Origin of the sequence: Brevibacillus brevis, from assembly GCF_022026395.1 — a bacterium.
Taxonomy (GTDB): Bacteria; Bacillota; Bacilli; order Brevibacillales; family Brevibacillaceae; genus Brevibacillus.
In genome coordinates this window covers 3,108,534-3,123,897 of the sequence record NZ_CP041767.1, presented here as the reverse complement: position 1 = coordinate 3,123,897, position 15,364 = coordinate 3,108,534, and the positions used below count along the sequence as shown (strand labels likewise).

The 15,364-nt window shown below is 49.3% G+C and carries 1 protein-coding gene; it reads right to left on the bottom strand.

Going from position 1 to position 15,364, the window contains the following annotated elements; all coding sequences use genetic code 11:
* Positions 1–97 precede the first annotated feature (97 nt).
* Entirely contained in the window at positions 98–15,352 is a 15,255-nt protein-coding gene (gene lgrD / locus FO446_RS28945; RefSeq protein WP_269137301.1) for a linear gramicidin non-ribosomal peptide synthetase LgrD, read from the bottom strand.
* Positions 15,353–15,364 lie beyond the last annotated feature (12 nt).

The following is a 15,364-nucleotide window of genomic DNA, read 5'->3' as shown; positions in this document are numbered from 1 at the left end:
ACCTCCAATTTTTATAGTTATTTTAAAGTTTATCACTATTTTGGGTATTTTCCCACCCGCCACCATAATAATGAGGTGACGGATGGGCATTTATTTTTTATTGCAGGGCTTGTTCCGGTAATTTTAGTTGGCCGCTTCTGATAAAGTAATCAAGGACTTTACCGAAAACTTCCTCGTCAATTTCCGGGCAATCAATGTCGTTTTGACGCAGCAAACGAGTCGTTTTATTGCCCACATAGACGACACTTCCTCTGCTTGTGTGGCCGTCTGTGAACAGATTGCCGAGCGGAGCGGCTGAGTTGGCCTCATTGCCTTTTTCTTTCGTATCTTCTTGCACCGCCTCAATCCATTCATCCATGGTGACTCGTTCCAATACAAAACCTCTGTTTTCAATCGCTGAAATCAGGTCTTCGTAATCGGTTGAGTTCGGGTTGAGCAAGTGGAAGTTTTCGCTCAAGCTCTGCTTGGTCATGGAGAGATGAACGATTCCTTTACTTGCAAAATCTACCGGCATCATGTCCAGATCGCCGCTCATGTCAGGAGCTTTGCCCAAATCTATAATCCCTGCTGCAATTCTCCACATCAGGTCGTCCTTCTGGCATGCTCCTGTTTCGCTGTCCCCAGTCATCCGTCCGCAACGGTATATCGCCGCTGGAATGCCGCGTTCGCGTGCGAGGTTGACGAGATGCTCGGCTACCCACTTGCTTTGTGTATAACCGGAAGTGAGGACGCGACTGTTCTCTGGCATGTCCTCTTCGCGGAAGGCCATGGATTCTTCCGTTTCTTCGGATGCAAACGTGAAAATCGTGGAGACGAAATGCACAGGCTTGGTCTTTTTGGCTACAGCAAGTCGGAGGATTTCCTCTGTCCCTTTTACGTTTGCTTTCTTCAAGGCTGCGTATGGATAGACAAAGTTAACAAGAGCACCGTTGTGGTAGATCACATCCACTTTTTCAGCCAGCGCAGAGAACTGGTCTTCGGACAGATTCAGACGTGGCTTTGCCAAATCACCGATTACAGGGATGATCCGATGCGCCTGCTCCTCATTCCATAACTCGTATAGCTCTAATGTTTTGCGGAGTCGTGCCATTCCTTCCTCTTCGTCAGAAGCTCGAACCAAGCAGTAAATGTCAGCGTCAGTCATTTGTAGCAGGTCACGCAACAAGAAAGCACCAAGGAAACCAGTGGCTCCTGTCAATAATGCCGCTTGGAACTGGCTTGGATCACCGGCGTACGGCTGTTCAGCCTGAATCGCTGGATCGAGTACGACTTCATCCTTGAGATCCTTTGCGTCGATGTCATGGGAAACAGCAGAAAGACCGTGTTTGAGAATTTCCTCGATGGTCTTGGCCATACCCGCAATGGTCGGGGTCTCGAACAGGATTCGTAGCGGTACCTCAAGCTGTAGCTCTTCGCGAACCTTGAAGATAAGCTGAGTGGCGAGCAATGAGTGACCGCCAATCTCGAAGAAGTTGTCGTGTACTCCGATTTTGTCCATTTCCAGTACGGAGGCCCAGTGCGTATGCAACATAATCTCGACTGGCGTTTGCGGCGCTTGGTATTCGACGCCTGATTCCGAGCGGTCGTATTCCGGCTTCGGTAGCGCTTTGCGATCCAGTTTACCGTTTGGCGTCTTCGGTAAGCTCTCCATGATCATAAAGTGTTGCGGGATCATATAGGCTGGAAGCTTGTCAGTCAGGAAGTGGTTCAGGTCATGAGACGAACTTGTGTGATGCTCTTCGAACACGATGTACGCTACTAGACGTTTGTCCCCTTCTCTGTCTTCACGAGCGACTAGCACGACTTCTTTGACTTCAGGGTGGCGTCTCAAAACAGATTCGATTTCGCCCAACTCGATACGATAGCCGCGGATTTTGACCTGGTAATCTACCCGGCCCATAAACTGAAGATTCCCATCTGGCAAGTAGCGTACGAGATCTCCAGTCCGGTACATCCTCTCTCCTGGCCCACGGAACGGATTCTGCACAAAGCGTTCCATGGTCAGATCGGGGCGGTGGAGATAGCCACGTGCTAAGCCTGATCCACTGAGGTACAATTCTCCCGGTACCCCTACTGGAACTGGTTTGCGATGACTGTCTAATACAAATACTTGCGTATTGAACTGCGGTCGTCCGATCAGTGGTTCGCTGATGGCTCCTCTTTTCACGATGGAGTGTGTAGAGTAAACGGTGTCCTCTGTCGGTCCGTAGAGATTAAAGACTTTTTCTACGTGTTCGAAGGCGTACAATTCCTGTGCCAGCTTGTTAGAAAGTGGCTCACCGCAAAGGTTGATGACACGAACCGACGCCGGAATCCCTTTCATACGTACCAGCTCCATCGCCGCTGACGGTACGGTATTGATCAATGTCACCTGGTTGGCTGCTGGCAAGGCTGGCAACTGTAATGCATTTTCAGCCATGATAACTTTGCCACCCATGGTGAGTGTTGCGAACATTTCGTAGACAGACAAGTCAAAGCAGATTGACGTAGAGAACAGTACGCCGCTCATCTCCTCTGGTGTGAATGTGTCGTGTGCCCACGATAGGAAGTAGCTGACACTGCGATGTTCGAGTGCTACACCTTTTGGATTGCCTGTAGAACCTGACGTGTAGATGACATAGATCAAATTGTCGGAAGTCCCAAGCTTGGTCGGGTTTTCCTCGCTTTCGTCGGCAACTGCTTCCCAATCATTGTCCAGGCAGATCACTTTGGCGTTGTGCTCAGGTAGAGTTGGGAGCAGATTTTCTTGCGTTAATAGGACGGGAACCTGTGAGTGCTCGATGATGTAGGCAATGCGGTCTGCTGGATAGCTTGGGTCGATTGGCACATAGGCCCCGCCCGCTTTCATAATGGCCAAAAGTCCAATCATCATCTCGGTTGTCCGCTGAGCGCAAACACCGACGAGCACTTCGGGTCCCACGCCTTGCTTGCGTAAATAATGAGCCAGCTTGTTTGCTTGTCTGTTCAATTCCCTGTAGGTAGTCGTTTGATCTCCTACAATGAGAGCGATGTTGTCCGGGGCTTTCGCCACCATGTCCTCAATCATCTCATACACGCATTTTTCTTTCGGGTATGGCGCTTCTGTACGATTCCATTCGGTAACGAGTCGTTGTTCCTCTTCCTCACGCATGAGCGGTAGCAAGGTGATTGACTGATCCGGGTTGGCAATGATTTCTTCCAAAAGCTTGTGGAAATGATCAACCATTCGAACGATCGTACTGTGATCAAACAACGCCTTGTTGTACTCCAAGGTAGCAATGAGACCGGCTGATGTCTCCAACATGGTCACCGTCAAATCGAACTTCGAGGTAACGGCCTCTGCACCGACGTCAAAGCTGCTTATCTGAATATCATCAACAGGATCTACCTGCATCGGGATGTTTTGCAGAATAAACATCACCTGGAATAGCGGCGAGTAGCTCATGCTACGCTCGAGCTGCAGCTCATCTAACAGTTTTTCAAACGGAACGTCTTGGTTCGCATATGCCCCCAGAGCTGTCTCACGAACGCGTGCAAGCAATTCGCGGAAACTTGGCTGACCTGACATATCTGTGCGTAAAACGAGTGTATTGATGAAGTAACCGATCAATTGCTCCGTCTCTTGTTTGTTACGTCCCGCAATCGGAGTTCCGACGAGAATATCCTCTTGGTTCGTATAGCGGTACAACAGCGTTTGGAAGGCTGCAACCAATGTCATGAAAAGTGTAGCCGTTTCTTTTCCGCTCAGATTACGCAATTCTTCCAAGAGGTCGGCTCCAAACTGAACGGAGAGCTTTTCTCCTTCGTATGTCTGTACAGGTGGGCGCGGTCGATCAGTTGGCAGTTGCAGTAATGGTTCGCTGCCCTTGAGTTTTTCTCTCCAATACTCGAGCTGTCCATCAAGAACCTCTCCACGTAGCCATTCACGCTGCCAGACGGCAAAATCTGCATATTGGATCGGCAATTCCGTAAATGGCGATGCCTCTCCTTGACTAAACGCTTTGTAATTGGTCATTAATTCGCTCATCAAAATTCCCATCGACCAACCGTCTGCAGCAATGTGGTGCATCACGAACAGGAACACAAAGTCGTTTTCATCGAGCTGAACCAGATTGGCTCGGAGCAACGAACCTTTGGTCAGGTCAAATGGCTCGAGTGTGGCCTCTTCAGCTAGGCGTTTGACTTCTGCTTCCCGTTTCGCAGGGTCCAAAGCCCGCAGATCGGTTTGGTTCATAACCCAGTCGTCCTCTGAGTGAATCACTTGAACAGGACGTCCGTCACGAACCTCAAAGCGAGTACGCAAGCTCTCATGACGCTGTATGATAGCTTTCAAGCTTTCTTCCCAAGCGGATATGCTGAGGTCTCCCTGAATCCGTAGGAACGATGGAATATTGTTGACTGAGCTTCCTTGCGTGAACTGCTCCAGGAACCACAAACGCTGCTGGGTAAATGACAATGGGAGCGGTTCTTTGCGAGATACTTTTACAATCGGTGGAGCCATCTTAATGGATGTTTGCTTGGTCAGCATAACGAGCTGTTCACTAAGCCCTTCGACTGTTGGGTACTCAAACAACGTACGAATTTGCAATTCTACCCCAAAGATTTCCCGCAAGCGAGAAACGGTCTGCGTTGCGAGCAGGGAGTGTCCACCTAATTCGAAAAAGTTGTCATGGACGCCAACTTTCTCGACGGAAAGAATTTCAGAAAAGACGTTGGTGACCATTTCTTCCACGGGGGTACGTGGAGCGACATATACGACTGTTAGCTGGCCCCAATCTGGCGCAGGTAATGCTTTGCGGTCTATTTTTCCGTTGACCGTCAGTCGAATTTCCGGAAGCCACATGAAATAGGACGGGATCATGTACTCGGGAAGTTTCTCTTTGAGCCAGAGCTTGATTTCGTCTATCGACGTCTCCTGCTCCAAAGCATTAGTCAAATAGGCTACCAATCGTTTGTCACCAGGTCTTGCTTCTCGCGCAATAACGACTGCTTCTTTGATTGCTTCATGCTGTCTCAATGCCTCTGCAATTTCGCCTAACTCGATACGGAATCCGCGGATTTTCACCTGATCGTCGACACGACCGATGTAATCCACGTTGCCATCTGGCAGATAACGAACGAGGTCGCCTGTTCGATAGAGTCGTTCTCCCGGTTGACCGAATGGATTCGGGATAAAACGCTCTGCTGTAAGCTCTGGACGATTCCAATAACCACGCGAAAGACTCTCGCCACCAATGTACAGTTCGCCCGGAACACCGATAGGGACTGGTTGTAGATTTCGATCTAACACGTACAACTTGGTATTCGGGAATGGACGCCCAATCGTTGGGGCTTGGTCAGCATCCGTTAATCGAGCGATGACCGTACCAACTGTTGCTTCCGTCGGTCCGTAGCAGTTATAAAATTTTCGTCCTTTTGCATAGTGGGCAACCAGTTCACGGCTGCATGCGTCTCCTCCGACCTCAAGGCAGACCAGATCCGGGTACTCTTCAACAGGTAGTGACGCGAGTACCGAAGATGCCATCGATACCTTGGTGATGCGACGTTCACGAAGGGTGCGAACGAGGTCTGGTCCTGGTAACAGAGACTCACGATCTTCGATGACTAACGTTCCTCCAGAGAGCAGCGCCTGAAGAATCTCGGAAATGGAAACGTCGAAGCCAAATGACGTAAATTGCAGGACACGGCTGGATTCGTTTATTTCGAAGTAATTCAGGTAAGCCTGCACCATATTCATCACACTTCGATGCTCAACGGCTACCCCTTTCGGCAATCCCGTGGTGCCAGATGTGTAGATAACATAGGCAAGATTGGTTGATACGACATCGCTTTGTGCGTTTTCTACGGACATCTGCTCGTAGAACAGTCCTTCATCCAGGCAGATGACGTTCGCTTTCGTTTTTGTGAATGGCTCTGCAAGTTTCGCTTGTGTCAGGACGACAGTTGCTTGTGAATCTTCCAGGATGAAAGCCATTCTTTCTTCGGGATGAGCTGGATCAACCGGCACATAAGCTGCTCCCGCTTTTAATACACCAAGAATGCCAATGATCATTTCCATGGAGCGCTCCACGCAGATCGCAACAGTCGTATCAGGCTGCACGCCTTGAGCGAGAAGCAGATGTGCTAACTGGTTGGCTCTTTGGTTCAGATCCGCATAAGTCATGGCTTGTTGTTTATACTCAAGTGCAATATTTTCAGGAGTTTTCGCGACTTGTTGTTCAAATGCCTGATGAATGCAAAGTTCGCGTGGATACTCTTTCTCCGTGCGATTCCAATCGATGAGTACCTGCTCGCGCTCGACATCGTCTATCAATGTCATGTCACCGAGATGTATCTCCGGAGACTTGCTCATAGTGACCAAGAGCTGGGTAATTTGGTCCAAGACCCGGTCGATCATCGCGTCATCAAAACGGTTTTGCTCATACTTGAGTTTGATGGCCACTTGCTTGCCTGGCGCTGCCACCAAGGTAAGAGGATAATTTGTTTGTTCGACAGCTGCTACGTCGTGAATTTCCAAAGAAACACTGGACGAAGCTGAACTGGACTCTTCTGTTTCTTGCTCTGTTGCTTGTACAGCCGGATAATTCTCAAATACGAGTATCGATTCAAACAAGGCAGATCCACGCGGCAGTTCGCTCCATCCTTGAATGTCGAACAGCGGAGTGTATTCATATTGGCGTATCTCCAACTGTCTGTGCTGCAAGTCTCTCAGCCACTCTAGCACGGTCGCGTTCGTCTGCAAGGATATCCGGACAGGTAAGGTATTAATGAAGGAACCTACGATCGTCTCAACATTGGAGAGGTCTGCCGGACGACCTGAACCTGTCGCACCAAAAATGACTTCCCCTTCCCCGCTGTAGCTTCCGAGAATCCAGCCCCACGCCGCTTGTACCAAAGTATTGAGCGTTAACTGGTGTTCGCGTACGAATTTTTGCAAGTGCTCGCTCGTTTCTTCTGATAGAAGGACGCTCTTCTCTTCGTATTGCTTCGGTCCCGCAGTGACTACTGCTTTGCTCATACCCAAGCTGGTTGGTTCGTGGAAGCCTTTTAGTTGGTTTACCCAGAAGCGTTTGGCCTCCTGCATATCCTGACGTTTCAACCAAGCAATGTACTGGGAAAACGGCTGAGGATGTCCAAGCTTAACTTCTTGGCCTTCGCTGATCGATGCATAATAGGCAAACAGTTCGTTCAGTACCAAAGGAACACTCCAACCATCAAGGAGAACGTGATGGAAGCTCCATACGAAGCGATAGCTATCTTCTCCTGTTCGGAAGACAACCCATCGTGACAAAGGTGCATGTGTAATATCGAAGCTTCGTCTACGGTCTTCCTCCAGAAAGGCGGTAAACATCTCATCCTGTACATCCGTATGCAGATGACGCCAATCTTCCTGACAAAGAGATACGTTTACCTCTTTGCGGACAATTTGGTGTGCTTGATTCAAACCTTCCCAGACAAAGTGTGTTCTTAGAATGGTATGACGGTCCATCACCTTTTGCCATGCTTGCTCGAATACCGGCACATTCAGGTTCTTGAAATCAATCGCAAATTGGACGACGTAATCCCCGCTGTCGCTCGCATACAGGGAGTGGAACAGCATCCCCTGCTGGAGCGGAGAAAGTGTATAGACATCCTCGATATATCGGTCAGAACCGATGTGTTTGTCGATGCTCTTCTGATCCAATTCAGCCAGCGGAAAATCAGATGGGGAGTAACCGCCAGCTTCCTCTGTCGCGCAATGGGCAATAATCTCACGAAGCGCATCCATAAAATCCTTCGCGACTGCTGTTATCGTGCTCTCCAGATGAATCTTTTCACTGTATCGCCACGTCACATGCAGCTGTTCTCCTGCAACGACACTATTTACGTCGATCAAATGGTGTCGCCCGGCGTCCGGGCTAAGGTTGGAACCGCTGGACTCAGGTGCCCAGCCAAATAAGGAGTCGCCATCGACAATCTGATCGATTTTGCCCATATAGTTGAACAGCACTTGTGCTTGAATGCGGGAAATTTCATCGACAATATGCTGATCCGCATGGAGGTAACGAAGAACGCCATAACCAAGCCCTTTGTTCGGGATCGCACGCAGTTCTTCTTTGGTCGTCAAAAGTGCTTTTCCTACGGAGAATGTTTCGTCCCATTGAAGGTGCACTGGATACATGCTGGTGAACCAGCCGATCGTACGGGACAGATCAATTCTCTCTGACAATTCTTCACGACCATGCCCTTCTACGTTTACGAAGACAGATCGATTACCCGTCCATCGAGTAAGCGACTTTGCCAAAGCGGTTAGCAGGACGTCATTGATCTGGGTGCGGTATGCCTGCGGTACGTTTTGCAGTAGTGCTTTGGTTTCTTCGCTGGTTAATGTAGCGCTGACGGACTTTGTCGTTGCTTCTGTATTCTCCCCTTCATCTGTCATATCCACAGGTAGTTGTGCTGAATCGACGGAGGATTTGCTCATCCAGTACTTTGTTTCGTTTTCCAAAGCATCTGAATTCGCATAGCGCTCCAGTTCTTCCGCCCATTCTTTGTAGGAGGTCGTTTTCGCTGGTAGTTTCACCGCTTGCCCTGCGACAATTTGTTGGTAGGCGTTTTGCAAGTCCTCGAGAATGATGCGCCACGATACCCCGTCAATGACCAAGTGATGTGCGACAATCAACAGACGATTAGGTTGGTCTTGACCCAAATCAAAATAAATGGACTGAACCACATGTCCTTCAAACAAATTCAGACTTGCCTGCGTCTCATCTGCAATCTTTTCGATGGCCTTGCATTGCTCATCTGGTGTAAGGTGGGACAGATCTTCCATCCGGAATGGAATCGTATCACTAGGCGCTTCCATCTCTTGCTTCCAGCCAAACTCTGTCTGTATATAACGCATACGTAAAGCATCGTGCTGATTGAGTAAATGCCCTACCGCTTGTTTCAGTGCTTCCTGATCAATACCTGGCTGGATGGAGAGCAGTACGGATTGATTCCAGTGATGTCTGTTCTTCAGCGGAAGCTGGAAGAACCACTTCTGAATCGGCAAGAGCGGCAATTCGCCGATAATCGGACCTTGTTCAGCAAGGATCGCTTCTTTTTCCTCAACGACCTCTGCTAATTCAGCGATGGTTTGGTACTCGAATAATTGCTTCGGAGTGAGCCTTAGACCTAATTGATTGGCACGTGACACGATCTGGATACTGAGAATCGAATCACCGCCCAGCTCGAAGAAATTATCGTGTATGCCAATTTGGTCAATACCGAGCACATCTTTCCATATCGCGGCAAGCTGTTGCTCCTTTTGCGTTGTTGGGGAGACAAATTTTCCTTCCAGCTCAGGACGATTGAAGTCAGGTGCAGGCAAATTTTTACGGTCTACCTTTCCGTTTGGTGTGAGCGGCAGATATCCTAACGGGATGAAAAATGCAGGAACCATGTAATCAGGCAGTACTTCCTTTAGCGCTTTGCGGATGTCACTTGTGGTAATCTCCGTGTCCTCTTCTACAACCAGGTACGCAGCAAGACGCTTCGTCCCTTGATGGTCCGTGCAAACAGTGACCACTGCTTCTTTTACCGCAGGGTGAGCGAGAATGGCTGTTTCTACTTCCCCCAGTTCAACGCGGAATCCGCGAATACTCGTCTGATCATCTGCACGACCGATGAACTCAATGTTGCCGTCCTCCAGGTAGCGCACCAGATCCCCTGTACGGTAGAGACGTGCTCCTTCTCTTTCACTAAAAGGATGAGTGACAAAGCGCTCTTGTGTCAGTTCGGGACGATTCAGGTAGCCGCGGGCCAAGGAACTTCCACCAATGTATAGCTCACCCGTGACACCTACGGGTACAGGCTGCATACGCGCATCGAGAATATAGACTTGCACGTTGTCAATCGGACGTCCAATGGATGGTGCAATGCTTTGTCCTGTCGCTACCGGAACGATACCAGCTGTTGCAACGACTGCGTTTTCGGTTGGACCGTATTGGTTCACCAGGATAAACGGCAGGTTCGAACTCGGATAGTGATGGAGCTTGTCTCCTCCTGTCAGCATGTAACGAAGCTTGGTATGGCTCGGCCAATCCAGCGCCAACAAGCTCTCTGTTAAAGGCGTCGGCAAAAAGCTGATGGTGATCTCAGAATGGATGAGCCAATCACGCAGTTTTTCCGGTATGAGACGGATTTCCTCTTCTGGTAAATAAAGCGTGGCTCCTTTTGTTAAATAAGGCCAAATTTCCCAAACAGATGCGTCAAATGCCGTCCCGGAGATCTGTGATGCGCGATCTTCAGACGTGACATGATATACGCGTTGATGCCAGGAAATTAAATTGAGAAGAGCCGCGTGCTCGATCTCAACCCCTTTTGGCGTGCCTGTCGAACCAGATGTGTAGATGACGTAAGCAAGCTGGTTCGTCGTAGTCAAGTTCATTGGAGTCATCGTACTTTCCTGAGCGATCGACTCCCAGTCTGTGTCCAGGCAAATCAATTGGCTCGTACCCGCAGGGAGTTTTTCTGCGAGGCTGGCTTGTGTAAGCACAATCGACATACCTGCATCCTGCATCATGAAGGCGAGACGATCCTTGGGATACGCGGGGTCCATTGGTACGTAGGCACCGCCAGCTTTCATGATAGCCAATTGACCGATCAGCATCTCAATCGAGCGCTCAACGCAGATCCCTACCAGATTTTCCTGACCGATTCCCTGTTTTTGCAGATAATGCGCGAGTTGATTCGCTTTGGCATTCAGTTCCGCATACGTAATGGATTGGTCCCGTGTGAAAACAGCCAGCTGGTTGGGCATTTCATGAGCGACCTGATCCACCAGTTCATGTACGCAATGATCCTTGGAGTAGGCCATTGCGGTGTTGTTCCATTCTGTTACGACCTGCTGCTGCTCCGTTTCTCCCATCAGTTGTGTAGCGGTGATCGCCTGGTTTGCGTTGGCAGCAACGGCCTTGAGCAGCTGCGTAAAGTGTTCGATCATTCGTTCTACTGTGTTCTGGTTAAATAGAGATGTGTTGTACTCGAATGTAGCGGACAGACCGTCTGCCGTCTCTGCCATCGTCAAGGTGAGATCAAACTTGGTTGTTTCTACCTGTTGATTCCCTTTTGGTGGCAAAATGCGAATCCCGTCAAGCGCTTCTACCTGAACTGGAATATTTTGCAGAACGAACATCACTTGGAACAAAGGCGAGTAACTGAGACTGCGCTCTAATTGCAGCTCGTCTACAAGCTTTTCAAAGGGTAGATCTTGATGGGAATAGGCTCCCAAGGCTGTTTCCCGTACACGGCTAAGTACCTCTCTGAAGCTAGGCTCGCCTGACAAATCTGTTCGCATCGCCAATGTGTTGATGAAAAATCCAATTAATCCTTCTGTCTCTTGGTGACTGCGTCCTGCTACAGGAGTACCGACGAGAATGTCGTCTTGTCCTGTATATCGATACAGAAATACTTGGAATGCGGCGAGCAACGTCATAAACAACGTCGTACCTTCGCGCTTGCTCAAAGAATGCAGATTCGTCATCAATTCTTTGTCATACATCAGTGTGATGCTGCTTCCTTCATAGGACTGAACAGCAGGACGGGGACGATCTGTCGGCAATACGAGAAGCGGTTCTGCTCCACCCAGCTTTGCACGCCAGTAGGACAGTTGTTTTTCCAATACATCTCCTGTAAGCCATTCGCGCTGCCATGCCGCATAATCTGCGTATTGTATAGGCAGGTTGGTAAGTTGCGGTACTTCTGATTTGCTAAATGCCTGATAGCAGGTAAATAATTCGCTGAGCAAAACACCCGCTGACCAACCATCGGCGATGATGTGGTGTACATTCAGCAGGAAGATGAAATCCTGCTCTCCTGTTTGAATAATCGTCGCACGCATGAGCGGTCCTGTGACGAGGTCAAACGGCTTGTTCGCATCTTCTTTGGTCAAGCGTTGTCCTTCGTCATCTCGTCTATCATCTGGCAGCTCGCGTATATCCATTTTGTTCAGTTTCCAATCCATCTCTGGATGAATCACCGCAACGGCTTCCCCGTTGATGTCGGAGAACGTTGTACGCAAGCTCTCGTGACGGCAGATAATCATCTGCAAACTTTGCTCGAGCGCTTCAATGTTTAGCTCTCCTTGCAAACGAACGGCAGTTGGAATGTTGTAGAGCGAACTGTTTGGCATCAAGCGGTCAAAGAACCATAAGCGCTGCTGTGCAAACGAAAGCGGCAAATGTCGATCACGTGAAACGGGTACGAGCGGAATACTAGAGAGTCCAGATTTGTCCTCGTTCATGGATACAATCCATTCACTGAGTCGGTTGACTGTCGAATATTCAAATAAAGCACGGAGCGGTAAATCTACGTTAAACGCTTCTTTTAAGCGAGAAATGGTTTGCGTAGCCAAAAGAGAATGGCCACCAAGCTCAAAGAAATCGTCGTAGCTACCGACTCGTTCTACCGAGAGAACCTGCGACCAGATGTTGGCCACTAGCTCCTCTGTAGGAGTACGGGGGGCAACGTAATTACGCTGCGTGGAAAGTTGTCCCCAATCTGGTACCGGTAGTGCCCGTCGGTCTACTTTTCCATTAACCGTAAGCGGAATCGTCTCCAGCCATACAAAGCCTGCTGGTATCATGTATTCAGGCAACGATTCTTTCAGGAAAAGAACGAGCTCCTCCGCGGTTGGCATGTCTCCCGTTGCTACCAGATAAGCAGCCAAGCGTTTGCCCCCCGCTTTTTCTTCCCGGACGATGACCACAGCTTCATGGACGGCAGGATGCTGTCTGAGCGAATTTTCAATCTCACCCAATTCAATGCGGTAACCGCGAATTTTGACTTGATCATCCATACGTCCAAGGAATTCGAGGTTGCCGTCCTCCAGATAGCGAACCAGGTCGCCCGTCCGATAGAGTAGCTCTCCTTCATTGCCGAACGGATGCTTGATAAAGCGCTCTGCTGTTTGTTCTGGACGATTCCAGTAGCCGCGAGCCAAGCCTTTTCCTCCGATATACAGTTCACCTGGTACGCCGATAGGCACAGGCTGCCTATTTGCATCCAAAACGTACAGCGTCGCGTTGGCAATTGGCCGACCGATAGGCGGATTGCTCATTCCAGCTTCGCAACGCATCATAGTGGAGCATACGGTTGCTTCCGTTGGACCGTAGCAGTTGAAGAACTGCCGATTCGCTGCATAGCGTGCCACAAGTTCTCGGCTTGGAGCTTCTCCGCCTACAATCAAGGTTCGTAGATCAGGCAGGTGAGCTTCAGGCAATGCTGCCAGTACCGAAGAAACCATGGACACGGTGGTAATGCGTTGTTCTTGCAAAACTTGGATCAATTCAGGGCCTGGCAAAAGGGACTCTCGATCCTCGATGACTAGCGTCGCACCAGCGAGTAAGGCCATCACAATCTCAGACACCGATACGTCGAAGCTAAACGAGGTAAATTGCAGAACGCGACTGGCTGGCTGAATATCAAACGCATCGATCAAGGCATGGGCCATGTTTATCACATTGTGGTGCTCTACCATTACCCCTTTTGGCTGCCCAGTTGAACCAGACGTATAAATGACGTAGGCAAGATTATGTTCTGTGACCTTGCAAGCAATGTTGGCACCAGGTTCATTCGTTAACGGATTGCTGGCTAAACAAATGACATTCGCCTGTGTTGCTGGCAAGATGTCCATGAGAGACTGCTGGGTCAGCAACACATTTGTTTGAGAATCCTCGATCATATAGGCGATGCGTTCTTGCGGGTAAGCCGGGTCAATCGGTACGTAGGCAGCTCCCGATTTTAAAATGCCGAGTATGCCGATGATCATCTCAGGGGAACGATGCACGCATATGCCGACGAGTGTATCCGGTTTTACCCCTTTGCTTACGAGCTGATGGGCCAGTTGGTTTGCCCGCTCGTTTAGTTCCTTGTAGGTGAGCTCCACGTTTTTATAGGTAACGGCAATCGCATCTGGTGATTTTTCCACTTGTTGTTCAAACGCCTGATGAACGCACAGGCCGCTCGGATATTCCACCGTTGTCTGGTTCCACTGAACGAGAACCTGTTCACGTTCGTTTTCGCTGATCATCGAAAGATCGGCTATCCGTTGCTTGGCGTTTGTGGCGATAGAGATCAGGAGTGAATGAAGCTGATCGAGAACTCGCTCTATAGATGATTGCTCAAACTGGCTTTCATCAAATTTGACCTTGATGTCGATTGTTTTGCCTGACGCCGCAACCAAGGTAAATGGATAATTGGTTTGCTCCTCGGAATGTACACCTATGATCGAAAGCTCACTCTCTCCACTACCGCCGCTAGCATTACCGACAGGGGTATTTTCAAAGACGAGAATGCTCTCAAACAGAGATTGTCCACGTGGCAAATCGCTCCAGCCCTGAATTTCCACGAGTGGGGTATATTCGTACTGGCGGAAGTCGGCTTGCTGTTGTTGCAGAGATTTGAGCCAATTGATTACGCTCTCCTCCGCTCTTACCTGCACGCGGACAGGAAGTGTATTAATAAACAGACCAATCATTGTCTCGACCCCAGGCAAATCGGCAGGACGTCCGGATACTGTGGCGCCGAAAATAATGTCGTCCTGCCCACTGTAGCGATTCAACAGCAGTGCCCATGCGCCTTGCACAATCGTGTTGACCGTCAGGCGATGTTGACGAGCCAATGTCTGTAATGATTTGGAGATTGCCTCGGAAACGGTCAGATCTAGCTCCCGATAATTTTTCTGGTCAAGGTACGGATTTTTATACGCTCGACCGAATGAAAGTGGCGTGGTTTCCGTGAAGCCTTGTAGATACGTGCGCCAAAACGCCTCCGCTTGCTTCAAGTCCTGCTTTTTCAGCCAGACGATGTAGTCACGGTAAGATTTAACCGGAGGAAGTTGTACAGGCTGCCCTTTGCACAGCATGTTGTACGCCGCAAACACTTCCCCGAAGACGAGCGGCATACTCCATCCGTCTATTAGCACGTGGTGCAAAGTCCACGAAAAATGAAAGGTATTACTACTCAACCGGAACAGATTTAATCTCATCAACGGCGCTTCTTCGATATTGAAACCACGTTTGCGATCATCTTTGGCAAAGGTATGAAGAAACGATTCTTGCTCGGAGGAGGAAAGATGAATAATGTCATGTTCCACCAGGGAAACCTTCAGCTCTTTTAAGACAACCTGGACGTATTCTTTTACTTTACCGCCAATAAACCTGGTGCGAAAAATAGCATGTCTGTCTACGAGGCATTGCCATGCCTGTTCGAATAACGGAATGTTCAAGGGACCTTGCAGCTTCAACCCCATCTGTACGATATAGGCTCCGGACTCTGGTTCCAACAAGCTGTGGAAAATGAGACCTTGCTGCAAAGGAGTAACGGGATAATACGTTTCAATGTTATTCATCTTCTCCTGCCC